At 67.8% G+C, this 15,584-nt stretch carries 19 protein-coding genes; 10 read left to right on the plus strand and 9 right to left on the minus strand.

Features of this window, described 5'->3' with window-relative positions; translation table 11 throughout:
* Positions 1 to 20: 20 nt before the first annotated feature.
* The 4 genes from DSM104443_RS08310 to DSM104443_RS08325 form a co-directional block, all read right to left on the minus strand.
* The gene (locus DSM104443_RS08310) at positions 21 to 1,364 is read right to left on the minus strand and encodes a heterodisulfide reductase-related iron-sulfur binding cluster (protein ID WP_171091192.1); all 1,344 of its coding nucleotides are present in this window, start codon (positions 1,362 to 1,364) and stop codon (positions 21 to 23) included.
* 100 nt (positions 1,365 to 1,464) lie between these two features.
* On the minus strand, positions 1,465 to 1,887 hold the full coding sequence (locus tag DSM104443_RS08315; RefSeq protein WP_171091194.1) for a rubrerythrin family protein: 423 nt from the start codon (positions 1,885 to 1,887) through the stop codon (positions 1,465 to 1,467).
* A 128-nt stretch (positions 1,888 to 2,015) separates the two neighbouring features.
* On the minus strand, positions 2,016 to 2,282 hold the full coding sequence (locus DSM104443_RS08320; RefSeq protein ID WP_171091196.1) for a hypothetical protein: 267 nt from the start codon (positions 2,280 to 2,282) through the stop codon (positions 2,016 to 2,018).
* 104 nt (positions 2,283 to 2,386) lie between these two features.
* The gene (locus tag DSM104443_RS08325; RefSeq protein ID WP_171091197.1) at positions 2,387 to 3,775 is read right to left on the minus strand and encodes a formimidoylglutamate deiminase; all 1,389 of its coding nucleotides are present in this window, start codon (positions 3,773 to 3,775) and stop codon (positions 2,387 to 2,389) included.
* A gap of 22 nt (positions 3,776 to 3,797) precedes the next feature.
* Here DSM104443_RS08325 and hutI point away from each other — a divergent pair, with 22 nt between their 5' ends.
* Positions 3,798 to 4,997, plus strand: coding sequence for an imidazolonepropionase (gene hutI / locus DSM104443_RS08330; RefSeq protein ID WP_171091199.1), 1,200 nt, complete (start codon positions 3,798 to 3,800; stop codon positions 4,995 to 4,997).
* On the opposite strand, the gene DSM104443_RS08335 is transcribed toward hutI, so the two are convergent.
* The 5 genes from DSM104443_RS08335 to hutU are packed head-to-tail and all read right to left on the minus strand — an operon-like array spanning position 4,991 to position 10,092.
* Positions 4,991 to 5,560, minus strand: a complete 570-nt coding sequence (locus DSM104443_RS08335; RefSeq protein ID WP_171091202.1) for a glycine zipper 2TM domain-containing protein — start codon at positions 5,558 to 5,560, stop codon at positions 4,991 to 4,993. The genes hutI and DSM104443_RS08335 overlap by 7 nt on opposite strands.
* Before the next feature lie 39 nt (positions 5,561 to 5,599).
* Positions 5,600 to 6,370, minus strand: a complete 771-nt coding sequence (locus tag DSM104443_RS08340; RefSeq protein WP_212757043.1) for an SAM-dependent methyltransferase — start codon at positions 6,368 to 6,370, stop codon at positions 5,600 to 5,602.
* Between the two features lie 11 nt (positions 6,371 to 6,381).
* Positions 6,382 to 7,572: a PAS domain-containing protein gene (locus DSM104443_RS08345; protein WP_171091205.1), complete on the minus strand. Its 1,191-nt coding sequence runs from the start codon at positions 7,570 to 7,572 to the stop codon at positions 6,382 to 6,384.
* Positions 7,573 to 7,576: 4 nt separating this feature from the next.
* The gene (hutG, locus tag DSM104443_RS08350) at positions 7,577 to 8,380 is read right to left on the minus strand and encodes an N-formylglutamate deformylase (RefSeq protein WP_171091206.1); all 804 of its coding nucleotides are present in this window, start codon (positions 8,378 to 8,380) and stop codon (positions 7,577 to 7,579) included.
* Positions 8,381 to 8,385: 5 nt separating this feature from the next.
* Positions 8,386 to 10,092, minus strand: a complete 1,707-nt coding sequence (hutU, locus tag DSM104443_RS08355; protein ID WP_171091208.1) for a urocanate hydratase — start codon at positions 10,090 to 10,092, stop codon at positions 8,386 to 8,388.
* Between the two features lie 51 nt (positions 10,093 to 10,143).
* On the opposite strand from hutU, the gene DSM104443_RS08360 reads away from it, so the two are divergent.
* Genes DSM104443_RS08360 through DSM104443_RS08400 form a run of 9 tightly spaced genes read left to right on the plus strand, consistent with a single transcriptional unit; the run spans position 10,144 to position 15,574 of the window.
* A complete protein-coding gene (locus DSM104443_RS08360; protein ID WP_171091210.1) occupies positions 10,144 to 10,791 on the plus strand; it encodes a hypothetical protein in 648 nt (215 codons plus the stop codon).
* A gap of 38 nt (positions 10,792 to 10,829) precedes the next feature.
* Positions 10,830 to 11,300, plus strand: coding sequence for a nuclear transport factor 2 family protein (locus DSM104443_RS08365; protein WP_171091213.1), 471 nt, complete (start codon positions 10,830 to 10,832; stop codon positions 11,298 to 11,300).
* Positions 11,301 to 11,338: 38 nt separating this feature from the next.
* Entirely contained in the window at positions 11,339 to 11,677 is a 339-nt protein-coding gene (locus DSM104443_RS08370; protein WP_171091215.1) for a hypothetical protein, read from the plus strand.
* 7 nt (positions 11,678 to 11,684) lie between these two features.
* Positions 11,685 to 12,488: a radical SAM protein gene (locus DSM104443_RS08375; RefSeq protein ID WP_212757045.1), complete on the plus strand. Its 804-nt coding sequence runs from the start codon at positions 11,685 to 11,687 to the stop codon at positions 12,486 to 12,488.
* 3 nt (positions 12,489 to 12,491) lie between these two features.
* Positions 12,492 to 12,881 carry a hypothetical protein gene (locus DSM104443_RS08380; RefSeq protein WP_171091219.1) on the plus strand — a complete coding sequence of 130 codons (390 nt, stop codon included), beginning with the start codon at positions 12,492 to 12,494 and terminating at the stop codon, positions 12,879 to 12,881.
* Positions 12,878 to 13,342 (plus strand): hypothetical protein, encoded by a 465-nt coding sequence (locus tag DSM104443_RS08385; protein ID WP_171091222.1) that lies wholly within the window; start codon positions 12,878 to 12,880, stop codon positions 13,340 to 13,342. Before DSM104443_RS08380 ends, DSM104443_RS08385 begins: the two co-directional genes overlap by 4 nt.
* A gap of 1 nt (position 13,343) precedes the next feature.
* The gene (locus DSM104443_RS08390) at positions 13,344 to 13,817 is read left to right on the plus strand and encodes a hypothetical protein (RefSeq protein WP_171091223.1); all 474 of its coding nucleotides are present in this window, start codon (positions 13,344 to 13,346) and stop codon (positions 13,815 to 13,817) included.
* A gap of 60 nt (positions 13,818 to 13,877) precedes the next feature.
* Positions 13,878 to 14,426 carry a signal peptidase I gene (lepB, locus tag DSM104443_RS08395; RefSeq protein ID WP_171091226.1) on the plus strand — a complete coding sequence of 183 codons (549 nt, stop codon included), beginning with the start codon at positions 13,878 to 13,880 and terminating at the stop codon, positions 14,424 to 14,426.
* Positions 14,427 to 14,464: 38 nt separating this feature from the next.
* Positions 14,465 to 15,574, plus strand: coding sequence for an S-(hydroxymethyl)glutathione dehydrogenase/class III alcohol dehydrogenase (locus tag DSM104443_RS08400; protein ID WP_171091228.1), 1,110 nt, complete (start codon positions 14,465 to 14,467; stop codon positions 15,572 to 15,574).
* Positions 15,575 to 15,584: the final 10 nt, after the last annotated feature.

The raw sequence follows: 15,584 nt of genomic DNA on the forward strand, positions 1-15,584 counted from the left end.
ATAAACACGGATGAGTCGGCTCAGTCGGGCAGGCCATAGGCCATGCGGAGGAGCGTGAGGGGATGCTTCAGCTGGGCGTTCTTCTTGTCCTCGCCCAGGCCCTGCTCGATGTGGTGGCCGGCGAGGGCGCAGTCGGACGAAAAGTAATTCGGCTCGAACTCGGCGACCTGGCGAAACACCGGCCGTCCGATCTTCATCGCCGTGGCGTGGTACTCCTTCTTCACGCCGTAGGTGCCGGCGTGTCCAGAGCAACGCTCGATCACCTTGACCTCGGTGCCGGGCACCAGCTCCAGCGCCTCGCGCGTCTTCTGGCCCACGTTCTGCACGCGCGAGTGGCAGGGGATGTGGTACGAGACCTTCCCCAGCGCGGTCGGGAATTCATTCTTGAGCAGGCCGTCCTTGTTGCGCAGCACGAGGTATTCGAAGGGATCGAACATCGCCTCCTGGATCGCCTTCAGGTCCGCGTCGGCGGGGAACATGAGCGGCAGCTCCTGCTTGAACATGAGCGTGCAGGAGGGAATCGGCGTGAGGATGGCGTAGCCCTCGCGCGCGTAGCGGGCCAGCACCGGGACGTTCTTGTCCTTCAGCGCCGCCACCGCATCGAGATCGCCCTGCTCGAGCTTCGGCATGCCGCAGCACGCCTCCTTCTCGACGATCTCGTAGGCGATCGAGTTGTGGTCGAGGACCTTCAGCAGGTCGTGGCCGATGCCGGGCTCGTTGTAGTTCATGTAGCAGGTGGAGAAGATCGCCACCTTGCCCGGCGTGCGCGTCCCATCCTTCACCGGCGGAGTCATGTTCGAGAGCGCGTGCTTGCGGAAGGGCTTCGCGGCGAACTCCGGCAGCCACGCATCCTTGTCGACGCCGAGGACCTTCTCGCCCAGCGCGCGCATCGGCTTCATCTTGGCCGCGGCATTCACGAACTGCACGACGACCGGGATGGTCGCGAGCTTGCCGTTGCGGTCGGTGCTGGAGAGCTGCGTGTCGCGCCACTTGTGCGGCGTGCCTTCGCGATGCTGGATCGCCTTGGCGCGCAGCATGAGGTGCGGGAAGTCCACGTTCCACGGATGCGGCGGAACGTAGGGGCACTTGGTCATGTAGCAGACGTCGCAGAGGTAGCACTGGTCCACGACCTTCCAGTAGTCCTCCTTCTTCACGCCGTCCACTTCCATCGTGGAGCTCTCGTCGACCAGGTCGAAGAGCGTGGGGAACGAAGCGCAGAGGCTCACGCACCGCCGGCATCCGTGGCAGATGTCGAACACGCGCTCCATCTCCGCGAAGGCCTTCCCCTTGTCGTAGTACTCGGGGTTCTGCCAGTCGATCGGATGGCGCGTGGGCGCCTCGAGGCTGCCTTCTCGCACGGTCATGGTGTCGGGAGATAAATCAAAACCGGGGTCAGAGTGGAGTTTTCTTCACGCCCTGCGCCGTGAAGAAAAAACTCTACTCTGACCCCGGTTTTGCGGTGGGTTAGTCGGAGAGCTGGTCCAGGGCCTTCTGGAAGCGGTTCGCGTGGGAGCGTTCCGCCTTGGCGAGCGTCTCGAACCAGTCGGCGATCTCGTCGAAGGCTTCGGCGCGGGCGGACTTCGCCATGCCCGGGTACATGTCGGTGTACTCGTGCGTCTCGCCGGCGACGGCGGCCTTCAGGTTCTGGCGCGACGAGCCGATCGGAAGATCGGTCGCGGGATCGCCCACCTGGGCGAGATAGTCGAGGTGGCCGTGCGCGTGGCCGGTTTCGCCTTCCGCCGTCGAGCGGAACAGCGCGGCGACATCGTTCTGGCCTTCGACGTCGGCCTTGTTTGCGAAGTAGAGATAGCGGCGATTCGCCTGGGATTCGCCGGCGAACGCGGCCTTGAGGTTGTCGTGGGTCTTGGTGCCTTTAAGGGGTTTCATCGGGCTGCCTCCTCAGTGAGAACCGAACGGATATCCGGCTGGGTGAGCCCAGCCTATGCCTCGTTGGAGGCCGAAGTCCAATTGGTTGTTCCGATTCGCGCGATTGGCGGTGCCAATGGCGCCCGGGCTCACCGCTGCGGCAGGGCCAGCACTTCCTCGCGCGTCACGAAACGGCCTGCCATGAGGAAGCCGCACACGAGCCGGGGCTTCTCGTCTTCGGGCGGGGCCGAGGTGCCGTGCCGGGGCGCGACCTCGTCGGGAAGGCCGTCGAAGATGTGGAAGGGCGCGAGCCGGCCGTCTTCGTAGCGGCACGGATAGACGACCTGCGTGCGGGCATCGAGGACCGCCGGCTGGAAGCCGTACGTGCGATGCGAGGCGTCGTGCGTCGTGGCCATGTCCACTCCATGGAGCCCTGGATGGGCTTTCTTGAAGGGAGTGTCGCTTCCGGGGACGCGCGGGGTGTATCGGACTCTGCTGACACCTCTCGTAGGAGTCCGTCCTACAAACGCCCCCCGTTCCGCACCCTTTTGAGGGCGGAGCGGAAATTTTCGCGCGCTGTTTCCTCGGCTTCGTGATGCCCGTCGTGCACCACGCGCACGCCGCCCACGTAGACGTCGCGCACCGGCGCGGGGATGCCCGAGAACATGGCGACCGCGAGGGCGGGGGATGCCGCGAGCGATTCGAAATCGGGGCCTTCGGCATCGAGCACCACGAGATCGGCGCGCCGGCCCACGGCGATCATTCCCACCGGCTGCCCCAGGGCTTGGGCGCCGCCGGCGCACGCGCCCTGCCAGAGATTGGCGGCCACGTCGGGTACCGCCTCGCTTGCCGTCACGTTGCGAACGCGCCTCGAGAGCCGCTGGCTGTACTCCAATGCGCGGAGCTCTTCGAAGGGGCTGCGCGACACGTGGCTGTCGCCGCCCACGCCCCAGCGCCCGCCGAGCGCGAAGTGCTCCTCGAACGGGAAGATGCCGTCGCCGAGGTTGGCCTCGGTCATGGGACACAGGCCCGCGACGACACCGGCCTCGCGCATGCGCTCGCGTTCCTCCTCGGTCGCATGCGTCGAGTGCACGAAACACCAGCGGCGGTCGACATCCACCAGGTCCATGATCCAGTGGATCGGGGTCACGCCCTGCGTCTCGAAGCATTCGCGCACCTCGCCGGTCTGCTCCGAGGCGTGCATGTGGATGGGCGCGGTGGCGTCGATGCCCTCCATGGCCTGCATCAGGTCGGTCAGCTGCACGGCATCGACGGCTCGGGCCGAGTGCGGCGCGACTCCGAAGTGCAGCAGCGGCGTGCCGGCATGGCGATCGACGAGATCACGTAGCAGCGCTGCGATCGATTCGGCATTGCCGCCGAAGCGCTTCTGCGCCGCGTTGAGCGGCCGGTGGCCGAAGCCGCCGTGCGTGTAGAGCACCGGCAGCAACGTCATCGCGATGCCGCTCGCCTGCGCCGAGGCGATCACCCGCTCGGCGAGCTCGGCGCGATCCGCATACGGGACTCCGGCGCGATCGTGCTGCAGGTAGTGGAACTCCGCGACCGAGGTATAGCCCTGCTTCAGCATTTCGACGTAGAGCTGCAGGGAGATCGCGCCGACATCCTCCGGCTCCAGCGTGGTGACGAGGTGGTACATCGCCTCGCGCCAGGTCCAGAAGTCGTCGGTGGGATGGCCGCGCGTCTCGGCGAGACCGGCCATCGCGCGCTGGAACGCGTGCGAATGGAGGTTCGGCATGCCGGCCAACAACGGACCGGGGGCGGCAGGCGCATCGGCTGCGCTTGCCCCGGGTGACACGCGCGTGAGCTCGCCCGCGTCGTTCCATTCGAGCAGGACGTCGCGTGTCCATCCGGTGGGCAGCAGCGCATCGCGCGCGAAAAGTGCTTTCGTCATGGGGCGCTATGATACGGCCTCCATGGACCGTCTCCTCCTCCTGCACGGGCGCATCGCGACGATGCGCGGCGGCCGCTACGGCCTCATCGAAGACGGCGCGATCTTCGCCGAGGGCGGGCGGATTCGCTGGATGGGTCCCACCGGCTCCACGGCGCTGCCCGAGGTCGCGGCCGGCGAGCGCATCGACGCGAAGGGTGCGCTGGTGACGCCGCTGCTGGTCGATTGCCACACGCACCTCGTGTATGCCGGCAACCGGGCGCGCGAGTACGAGATGCGCCTCGAGGGCTCGACGTACCAGCAGATCTCGAAGGCCGGCGGCGGCATCGCCTCGACCATGCGCGCCACGCGCGCCGCCAGCGACGAAGCGCTGTCCGCGCAGACCGCGAAGCGCCTCGATGCCCTGGTGGCCGAAGGCGTGGGCGTGGTGGAGATCAAGTCCGGCTACGGCCTCGACGTCGAGAACGAGCTTCGATGCCTTCGCGTCGCGCGCGGCCTGCAGGACGGCCGTCCGGTCCGCATCCGCACGACGCTCCTCGGTGCTCATGCGCTGCCGCCCGAGTTCAAGGGCCGGGCCGACGAGTACGTCGACCTCGTGTGCGAGCAGATGATCCCGCAGGCGGCGATGGCCGGGCTTGCGGATGCGGTGGACGCGTTTTGCGAGGGCATCGGCTTCACCCCGGGACAAGTGCGCCGCGTCTTCGAAGCGGCGCGCGCGCACGGATTGCCGGTGAAGCTGCACGCCGACCAGCTCTCGGATCTCGCCGGCGCGGCGTTGGCCGCGGAGTACGGTGCGTTATCCGCCGATCACCTGGAGTACACGGGCGAAGCGGGTATCGAAGCGATGGCGAAGGCGGGCACCGTGGCCGTCATGCTGCCCGGAGCCTTTCACTTCCTTCGCGAGACGCGCCTGCCGCCGGTGGAGCTGCTGCGAAAGCGCGGCGTGCCGATGGCCATTGCGACCGACTCCAACCCGGGCACATCGCCCACGACATCGCTCACCCTCATGATCCACCTGGCGTGCTCGCTCTTCGGCATGACGCCCGAAGAGGCGCTCGCGGGCGCCACGTGCCACGGCGCGGCGGCGTTGGGTCTCGATGACTGCGGAGTGCTGGGGGTGGGGAAGCGGGCCGACTTCGCGATCTGGGATGCGGAGGAGCCCGCCGAGCTGGCCTACGGGATCGGCCCGAAGCGGCCGACCCTCGTTCGTCACGCAGCTCAGTAGCCGTAGCCGCGCACGTACACCGGCGCAACCGGCGCCGGGCGCCCATACACCGCGACGTTGACCGGGATGTACGGGCCGGGCGCCTGGACGGTGCGCGTGCGGTACTCACGGCCGCGATACTCGTAGCGCACGTCGTACGCGACGACGCGGTTGGCGACCGACTGCACCGGGCGGCAGCGCTGCACGGGTTGCGTGTACGCCACGGGCTGCGCATACGCGGGGCTGCGCGAGCCTTCGACCGCGTTGCCGATCAGGCCGCCGATGAGCGCGCCGGCCACGGTGGCGCCGTGGTCGCGGCCATGGTGGCGGTCACCGGCCTGCGCGCCGAGGGCACCGCCGACCAGCGCGCCGAGCACGGCACCGGCACCGCTGGTTTGCGGGACGTATTGCGTCTCGACTCGTGTCACCGGCTGCGTCCAGCACTGCTGGGTGGTGGTGGCGACGGATTCGTAGACGGGACGGGCTTCGATCACGCGCCCCATGTCGCCGTACGGGCGCGCCAGGGCGGCGCCGCTGGCAAGGCCCAGGGCCGAGATCACGGTTGCGGTGAGCAGCTTCTTCATTGGTTGCCTCCTGAAGTCAGGACGAAGTGTCCTGACCGTTCAACGGGAGGCGCAGGAGGCGGGTTGACCCTGGGCGCGGGCAAACGTAAGCAATTGCAACCGACTGAGGTCGCCCTTGGCGGCGGTCACGCGCAGGCTTTCACCTTCGAGCTCGAGCGTCGTGCCCTGGGCCAGCACCAGCTTCGTCCCCTGGATCGTCGCATCGCGCCCCTCGACCCGGGCCTTCTGGAACTGCTGCGCGATCTCGAGGCGCTCGCCCTTCGCGCACCACACGCCCTCCAACCGGGCGGGCACGATCCACAGGTGCACGCGGCTCGACTTCTCCAGGCCGATCTTCTTGTCGGGCGCGGCGACCTTTTCGGTGCGGTCCGGCTTCCAGTCGGCCATGTCCCAGTCGTGCGAGACGACGCGCGTGCCGGGCTTCAACGCGAGGATCTTCGGGCGCAGCTCCAGGTTCACGTCGGGCAGGAGATAGAGCGTGAGCACGCTGGCCTGCGCGAGGTCGGTCGCGAAGAGGTCCTGCTCGCGGAATTCGGCACGGTCGGCCACCCCCGCGCGCTTCGCGTTCTCGCGGCTGTCGGCCACGAGCTGCGGCACGATTTCCACGCCCATGCCGCGCGCGCCGAAGCGCTTGGCCGCCACGATCACGATGCGCCCGTCACCCGAGCCCAGGTCCAGCACGAAGTCGCGCGGGCCGACGCGGGCCATCTCGAGCATCTTCAGCGTGACGTTGTCCGGCGTGGTGACGAACGGGACTTCTTCCAGCGCCGCGGCGGACCCGACTGCGCCCGCGAGCGCTACGACTGCCAACAGCCTCGCGATCACTTGCGATCCGAGATGTCGGTGAGCATCGCGTAGACGCCGTCGATCGTTCCGGCCTCGTCGCGGTGGGGAACCAGGCGCACCTCGAGGAGCGCGAGCGTGCCGTTGGCAAACAGGGCATCGCGGATGTAGTGCACCGTCTCGCCCTGCTTCAGCTGGGGCAGGGCTTCCTCGAAGGCGCTGGCACCCTCGGTCTTCGCGACGTCGAGGATCGTGCGCCCGATGGCCTCGCCCGGGGCCTGGCCGAAGTACTCGTGATAGCGCGCGTTGGCGAAGAGGATGCGGCCCTCGAGGTCGACATGGCAGATCGCCGAGGCCACGCCGTCCATGAGGCGGCGCAGGCGCTGCTCGCGCGCGCGCCATTCGGCGTGCTCGAGGTGGCGTGCGGTGATGTCGACGTTCGTGCCGATCATGCGGATGGCGTGGCCCTTCGCGTCGCGCGCCATCACGCGGCCGCGCGAGCGGACCCACATCCACGTGCCGTCGTTGCGCCGCACGCGGTGGTCCAGGTCGTAGAGCGGCTGCTTGCCCTTCATCACGGCGAAGATGCGCGCGGACAGGAGCCCGTGCTCCTCCTCGGGAACGCGCTGCAGGAGATCCTTCACCGTGGTGAGGGTTTCGCCCTTGTCCTCGCCGAGGAAGCGCGACCACTCGGCGGACATGCGCACCTGGCCCGAGGGAATGTCGAGGTCCCAATAGGCGATGCGCGAGCCGTCGAGGGCGTTGGCGAGGCGCTCGCGCTCGAGGGCCAGCGCCTCGGTCGCGGACTGGAGCTCGGCCGTGCGCTCGCTGATGCGCGCCTGCAGAGCTTCTTCCTTCTCGGAGAGGCGGTGGAACATGGACTGAAGTGCGGCCGACACGCGCGCGAGCTCGTGCGAGCCGCCGGAGGACGGGAAGACCACGTCGCGCTCGCCCAGGCCGATGCGGTCCGCGGCCTTGGCCCACATCTCCATCGGGCGCGCGAGCTTGCCCGCGACGAGGTAGCCGGTGAACGCGGCAATGGCGACCACGAACGCACCGGCCGTGAGGAGGATCGGGACGATCTGCCCGGGCGTGGACTTCCACATGTGCCACGCGAGCGTACCGAGGCCGGAGACGACCACCAGCGCGAAGAGGCCGAACGCCATGGTGAGCCGCGTGCGCAGGTGCACGGGCGTCGACTGCTTTTCTCGGGTCCCCTCGGTCGCCATGCCGCTATTCTGCCCAACCTGAAGCGGTTTCGAGCAATACCCGCAGTACAGGACGTATCCGGGCCGCGAGATCGTCGCGGAAAGGGTAGGGCGCGTGCTCGTCCATGTAGATGGCTTGGACCATTTCGAGTTGTATGGCTTGCACGCCGTTGGAGGGGGCGCCGTAGCGCCGCGTGATGTACCCCCCCTTGAAGCGGCCGTTCAGCACATGCGAGTACGGGTGCCGGGCCGCCATGGATGCGATAGTGGCCGAAAAACCCGGCGCGCAGGACTTTCCGTCCGCCGTGCCGAAGTTGAGGTCGGGCAGCCGGCCCTCGAAGAACCGCGGCGCCACGCCCACGATCGAGTGCGCGTCCCATAGGACCACTCGCCCGTGCTCGGCCTTCACGCGCGCGATCTCCGACGCAAGCCGCAAGTGGTATGGCTCCCAGTAGCGCGCGATCCGGCGCTCGATCTCCTTGCGATCGGGAGGGCCATTCCGGTAGAGGGGCCGGCGGTCGAACGTGTCCACGGGGCACAGGCCCGTGGTGTCCTGGCCCGGATAGAGGTTCGTATCGTCGCGCGGGCGATTGAGGTCCACGACATAGCGCGAGTGCGTGCCCGCGATCACCGTGGCGTCCAGCGCCCCGAGGAAGTCGTAGAGCTTCGGCAGGTGCCAGTCGGTATCGGTGCGCATCGCGGCCGCGTCGGTGAGCGTGCGGGCGATGGAGGCGGGGATCAGCGTGCCCGCATGGGGGATCGAGACGATCAGCGGGCTCGAGCCCCGCCGCAAGTGGTATGGGGGTGCGGTGGCTTCGGTGAGGAGCATGCCGGTCAGCGCGGCAGCATCGGGGTGTTGAGCCCCTCGCGGCGCGCGACCGCCCGTGCATCTTCGTAGCCGGCATCCGCGTGGCGCACGACGCCGATCCCGGGGTCGTTCCACAACACGCGTTCGATTCGCTTCGCCGCGGCCGGCGTTCCGTCGCATACGATCACCACGCCCGCGTGCTGCGAGTAGCCCATGCCGACGCCGCCGCCGTGGTGGATCGACACCCACGTGGCGCCGCCCGCGGTGGAAAGCAGCGCGTTCAGCAGCGGCCAGTCGGAGACGGCGTCACTGCCGTCCTTCATCGACTCGGTCTCGCGGTTGGGACTGGCCACGCTGCCCGTGTCCAGGTGGTCCCGCCCGATCACGATCGGGGCCTTCAGCTCGCCCTTCGCGACCATCTCGTTGAAGGCGAGGCCGGCGACGTGGCGTTGTCCCAGGCCCAGCCAGCAGATGCGCGCGGGCAAACCCTGGAACTTGATGCGCTCCTTCGCCATGCCGAGCCAGCGGTGCAGGTGCGCGTCGTCCGGGAAGAGCTGCTTCACCTTCTCGTCCGTCCGGTAGATGTCCTCCGGGTCGCCCGAGAGCGCGACCCACCGGAACGGTCCCTTGCCCTCGCAGAAGAGCGGGCGGATGTAGGCGGGCACGAAGCCGGGGAACGCGAACGCGTCGGCCACGCCTTCATCCTTCGCGACCTGGCGGATATTGTTGCCGTAGTCGACGGTGGGAATGCCGGCCTTGTGGAAATCGAGCATGGCCTGCACGTGGCGGACGATCGACTTCTTCGCTTCGGCTTCGACCGCCTTCGGGTTCGTCTTCTGCTCGGCCTCCCAGCGCTCGACGCTCCAGCCCGACGGCAAATAGCCGTTCACCAGGTCGTGCGCGGAGGTCTGGTCGGTGACGAGGTCCGGGCGGATGCCGCGCTTCACCATCTCCGGGAAGAGGTCGGCCGCGTTGCCGAGCAGGCCGATGGAGATGGCGCTCTTCGTCTCACGCAGCATCGCGAGCGCTTCATCGAGCGTCGCCGCCTGCTTGTCGAGGTAACCGGTGCGAAGCCGCATGTCGATGCGCGACTGGCGGCATTCGATGGCGAGCATCGACGCGCCGGCCATCGTGGCCGCGAGCGGTTGCGCTCCACCCATGCCGCCCAAGCCCGCCGTGAGGATCCATCGGATCGGCTGGGTTCCCGCTTCCTTTCCGTCATTCCCGCGAAGGCGGGAATCCATGCCGTAGTGCTGACGCATGGCTTCCGCAAACGTCTCGTATGTCCCCTGCACGATGCCCTGCGAACCGATGTAGATCCACGAGCCCGCGGTCATCTGGCCGTACATCATGAGGCCCTTGCGGTCGAGCTCGTTGAAGTGGTCCCACGTGGCCCACTTCGGCACCAGGTTGGAGTTGGCGATGAGCACGCGCGGCGCGTCGGCATGCGTGCGGAAGACCGCGACGGGCTTGCCGGACTGCACGAGGAGCGATTCGTCGTCGCCGAGCTGCTTCAGGGCGGCGAGGATGGCGTCGAAGGACTCCCAGTCGCGGGCGGCGCGGCCGATGCCGCCATAGACCACCAGCTCGGCGGGATTTTCCGCCACGTCCGGGTCGAGGTTGTTCTGGATCATCCGGAAGGCGGCTTCGGTGAGCCAGCTCTTGCAGGCGAGGGTGCTGCCTCGAGGGGCGCGGATGATGCGCGAGGTATCGCCGATACGTCGATGGGTCATGGCAAGATTATCCCGCAAACGTACCCCCCCATTCCAAAGAGTCGTTTTTCCATGACCGAAGTCGTCCGTGTCTCCGTCGGCGAGGATGTCGAGTCGTTCTCCTGGCCCCCGCGCTGTGCCCGCTGCGGCAAGGCGAAGCCGCTGAAGGGCTCCACCAGCCGCGTGGGCCGCGTGAAGTCGATGCGGCCCAACCTCGCGGGCGGCATGACGATGAAGAGCGACGTGCTCTATCTCACCGCGCCGATGTGCACGGCCCACGCCGGCTCCAACGAGCTCGCGAACAAGATCCTCGAGAAAAGCCCGCTCATGCTGCTGTTGCGGGCGATCGTCTACATCGGGTTCCTGTACTTCGTGCTGTTCGCGCTCCGGGCGGTGGTCGATCCCAAGGCGATCCGGCGGCTCTTCGAGCTCGGGGTGCTGGCGCTGCTGCCCTTCATCGGATTCTTCGGGATCCTCCTCCTCTACTGGGCGCGCAAGAACACGAGCGTCTGGCCCGTGCGCTTCGACCCGGACATGGACGTCGTCGAGGTGCGCTTCAGCGACGCGGAATATGCGGAGGATTTCCGGAAGGCCAATCCCGATGCGACGGACACCGACGTGACCGGGCCACCGCCGTGGTACATGCGTTCGCTGCTGTGGAAGGTCGTGATCATCGTCGCCTTCCTGTTCTACATGTTCCGGATGACGTCGCCGTCGTAACGGCGCATAGTTTTCCGACTCTCCGAGGATCTTCATCGATGGAAAACCCCAGACCCCCGCTGCCGCCGTTCGACGCCGAGGGCGCGGCGAAGAAGGCCCGCGCCGCCGAAGACGCGTGGAACAGCCGCGATCCGCAGCGCGTGTCGCTCGCCTATACACCCGACAGCGCGTGGCGCAACCGCTCCGAATTCTTCAGCGGCCGCGAGGCGATCGTGCAGTTCCTCACACGCAAATGGGCGAAGGAGCTGGAGTACCGGCTCATCAAGGAAGTCTGGGCCTGGCAGGGCAACCGCATCGCCGTTCGCTTCGCCTACGAGTGGCACGACACCGCCGGGCAGTGGTTCCGCTCCTACGGCAACGAGAACTGGGAGTTCGACGAGCACGGTTTCATGCGCCAGCGCCATGCGAGCATCAATGATTTGCCGATCACCGAGGCCGAGCGCAAGTTCCGCTGGCCCGCGGGAGCGCGCCCCGCCGATCATCCCGGGCTGTCCGACCTGGGCCTGTGAACTCCGTACCCACAAGAACAACGAAGAAGGAGCAAGCGATGTCGAGCCGCAAGATGCCCGTGAGCCTGGACCTGGTCCGGGGCGATGTCCTCCTGGGCAGCATCGAGATCAAGCCCGAGGCGGCGGATTTTCCGTGGCAGGCCGGGGCATTCCGCCCGTCCATGGCCTTCGAGGAAGTGCGCGCGCTCTTCGCGCAGGAGCTGGCGCTGCTGAAGGCGAACGAGTCCGACGACTCCGCGCAGTGGGATGACTGGGAAGAGGTCTACGAGGCGCTGGTCGCACCGGGCCTGCGGCTGCGGGCCGCGGACGGCGGTTATCTCGAAGGCGATCTCCTCATCCACATCGACGGGACCGATGCGTGGTGGCGCACCGAATGACCGTGCCGTGAGACGCATCGTCAACCTCGAGCTGCACGTCGCGCACGGTTGCAACCTCACGTGCGAGAGCTGCTCGCACTACTCCAACCAGGGGCACAAGGGCATGCTCGGCCTCGACGAGGCGCGGCAGTGGCTCTCGCCCTGGGCCGGCCGCCTCGACCCGCAGATCTTCTCGCTCCTGGGCGGGGAGCCGGCGATCAACCCGCGGCTGACCGACTTCGTGGCGCTCTCCCGCGAATATTTCCCGCAGGCCCACCTGCGCATCGTCACGAACGGATTCTTCCTGCATCGCCATCCGGAGCTGCCGCGCGCCCTTCGCGAGCACGGCAACGCCGCGCTTCGCCTCTCCGTCCACCACGACGGGCCGGAGTATCGCGAGAAGCTGGCGCCGGTGTACGAGCTGCTCGGCGAATGGCAGCGCGAGCACGGCACGCATCTCGTGATCTATCCCTCCGTCGGGCAGTGGACGCGGCGCTACAAGGGCTTCGGCGCGGCGATGGAGCCGTACGACGACCGCCAGCCGCGCAGCAGCTGGGAGCACTGCACGGCCAAGGTCTGCCCGCAGGTTTTCGAAGGCCGCATCTGGAAGTGCGCTCCGCTGGCCTACCTCGGCATGCAGCACGAGAAGTACGGCCTGTCCGAAGCGTGGAAGCCCTATCTCGGCTACGCCCCGCTCGAGCCCGGCTGCACGGACGCGGAGCTCCAGGCCTTCTTCGATCGCGAAGAGGAATCGCATTGCGGCATGTGTCCCGCGAAGCCGGAGCGTTTCGCGCTGCCTTCGCCGATCCCGCGGGTGACCCGCGCGGCCTGACCCATGCCCGAGTACGAATTCATCGTCGAGGAGCGGCCCGGCTATGTGGATGCCATCGTGCGCGGCGATCGCACGGAAGAGAACACGCTGCGGGCGTTGAAGGAGGTGGGCGACGCGTGCCGTCGCCTGAACCGCTACGAGGTGCTGCTCGAGCTGGCGTTCACCGGCCCCAGCCTCGACATGACGAGCATCCTCCGCGTGATCTCGGATCGCAGCGCTTCGGGAACGCGACTGCGCAAGCTTGCGTACCTGGAGAGCTCGCCCGACAAGCCGGGCCGGGCCGCCTTCGCCGAGACGGTCGCCCTCAACCGCGGCGTGAACGTGCGCAACTTCACCGAGCGCGAGGCTGCGATACGATGGCTGCTCGAATCCCCGATACCGGAAGCCGAATGAACCGAGTTCCACGCGCACGCCTTGTCCTTGCCTTCACCGCGGCCCTCGCCGCCCTCGTCCTCACCGCCGCCGGCTGTGCAAGCCGCGCGACAGGTCCCGAGAAGCAGCAGCAGAGGATCGTGAAGGAGCTTCGCGAGATGAGCGAAGCGGTGCCCAGGACCGTGACCGATGCCAACCGCGCCGCGATCGTGCAGGCCTCGATCGGCCGCCTCGAGTCCGAGCTGGTGGGGTTTCGCACGACCCTCGAGAACTTCGAGCTGGACCTTCGCATGATGAACGCGCGCCGCGACGTGCAGCGTTCGCAGCTCGCCGAGCGGCTCGACCAGTTCGACCTCGAGCGCAAGGCCGCGCGCACGCGCGTCCTGGACATCCACCTGCAGATGACCGCGGCCACGACGGCCGAGGAGTGGAAACACCTCTCCAAGTACGAACGCGCGGCCCTCGTCGCGTCGGGACGCTGACATGGCGACCCTTCGACGCAGCCAGCGCGGCCAGGCCCTCATCATCATCTTCCTCGGCACGCTGCTGATCGGCGGCGCCATGGGCGGCAGCTCGGGCCTGTTCCACACGGGCCAGCAGGTCCGGGACCTCCGCGAGCGGGCGAACAATGCGATCCAGGACGACCTGCGGCGCGAAGCGGTGAGCCGCACCTTCGACGCGATCGAGACGGACCTCAAGTCCTACACGGCGGACCGCACGGCGCTCGAGAAGGACGCCTTCGTCGCCTTCGAGAACCACGGTGCCACGCGAGCCGATTTCGAAATCCTCTTCGCCCGCGCCGATGGGCTGAACGCAAAGGCGCGCGAGACCTTCCTCTCCCAGCGCGAAGCCCTGAGGGCCCGCATCAACGCCGAGGAGTGGGTCGTGCTCTGGACGCCGCCCAAGACGGAATCGGTCGAAGCCTTCAAGAGCTACGGGGAGAAGCAGGGGAACTAGGCGCGGGTGAATCCGCGCGCTGCCGTCGCGCCGTCCAACCGGCATCGACAGGAGAGATCCATGCGCCTGATCCGCCAGAACCTCGGTTTCATCCTCTTCATGCTGGGCCTGCTGGTCACCCGCTCGTCGTTCGCGGACCACTACATCGTGCCGAGCGGCTCGATGGAGAACACGCTCTTCCCGGGCGACCGGGTGGTGGTGGACAAGCGGGCCTATGGCTTTCGCGTGCCTTTCACGCTCGCGAAGCTCACGAAGGGCGAGGCACCGGCCCGCGGCGACGTGGTGATCTTCGACGCGCCCGACGACGGCGTTCGCCTCATCAAGCGCATCGTCGCGGTGGGGGGCGATGTCCTCGAGGTCCGCGCCGGCCGCGTGTACATCGGCGGCGTGGCCCACGACGAGAAGACCCGGCTCGAGCTGAAGAGCGGTGGCGGGCCGGACGTGGGGCCGATTCGCATCCCCGCCGGCCACGTGTTCGTGATGGGCGACTACCGCGGCAACAGCCGCGACAGCCGCTACTTCGGCTTCGTCCCCGAGACGTCGATCTACGCCCAGGCGACGCGCGTGTATTTCCGTTCGGGCGACGGCTTCACCTGGCTCCCGCTGTAGCGCGCTTGAAGTAAGCTTCTGGGTCGGAGGAAACGACCATGAAGACGCGCGCTGCGGTGGCCTGGAAGGCCGGCGCACCCCTGACGATCGAGACGGTGGAGCTCGCAGGCCCGAAGGCCGGCGAGGTGCTGGTGGAGATCAAGGCCACCGGCCTCTGCCACACCGATGAATTCACGCGCTCCGGCGCGGACCCCGAAGGCATCTTTCCCGCCATCCTCGGCCATGAGGGTGCGGGCGTGGTGGTGGATGTCGGCCCCGGCGTCACGACGCTGAAGAAGGGCGACCACGTCATTCCGCTCTACACGCCCGAATGCCGGCAGTGCAAATCCTGCCTGTCGCGCAAGACCAACCTCTGCACCGCCATCCGCGCCACGCAGGGCAAGGGCCTGATGCCCGACGGCTCGTCGCGCTTTTCCCTGGACGGCCAGCCCATCTACCACTACATGGGCTGCTCCACGTTCGCCAACCACACGGTGCTGCCGGAGATCGCGCTCGCGAAGATCCGCGAGGACGCGCCCTTCGACAAGGTCTGCTACATCGGCTGCGGCGTCACCACGGGCATCGGCGCGGTGATCAACACGGCGAAGGTGGAGGCGGGCGCGAATGTCGTCGTGTTCGGTCTCGGCGGCATCGGGCTCAACGTGATCCAGGGCGCGCGCATGGTGGGCGCCAACAAGATCGTCGGCGTGGACCTGAACCCGGGGCGCCGCGCGATGGCCGAGAAGTTCGGCATGACGCACTTCGTGAACCCGAAGGAGGTCGAGGGCGATCTCGTCGCGCACCTCGTGGCGCTCACCGACGGCGGCGCGGACTACTCCTTCGAGTGCATCGGCAACGTGGACGTGATGCGCCAGGCGCTCGAGTGCTGCCACCGCGGCTGGGGCGTGTCGGTGATCATCGGCGTGGCGGGCTCGGGCCAGGAGATCAAGACGCGGCCGTTCCAGCTCGTGACCGGGCGCACCTGGAAGGGCACGGCCTTCGGCGGCGCGCGCGGCCGCACCGACGTGCCGAAGATCGTGGACTGGTACATGGACGGCAAGATCTCGATCGACCCGCTGATCACGCACACGCTGAAGCTCGAGGACATCAACAAGGGCTTCGACCTCATGCATGCCGGGGAATCGATCCGGGCCGTGGTGGTGTTCTAGTCGTCACGGC

This window comes from Usitatibacter rugosus, from assembly GCF_013003965.1.
GTDB lineage: Bacteria > Pseudomonadota > Gammaproteobacteria > Burkholderiales > Usitatibacteraceae > Usitatibacter > Usitatibacter rugosus.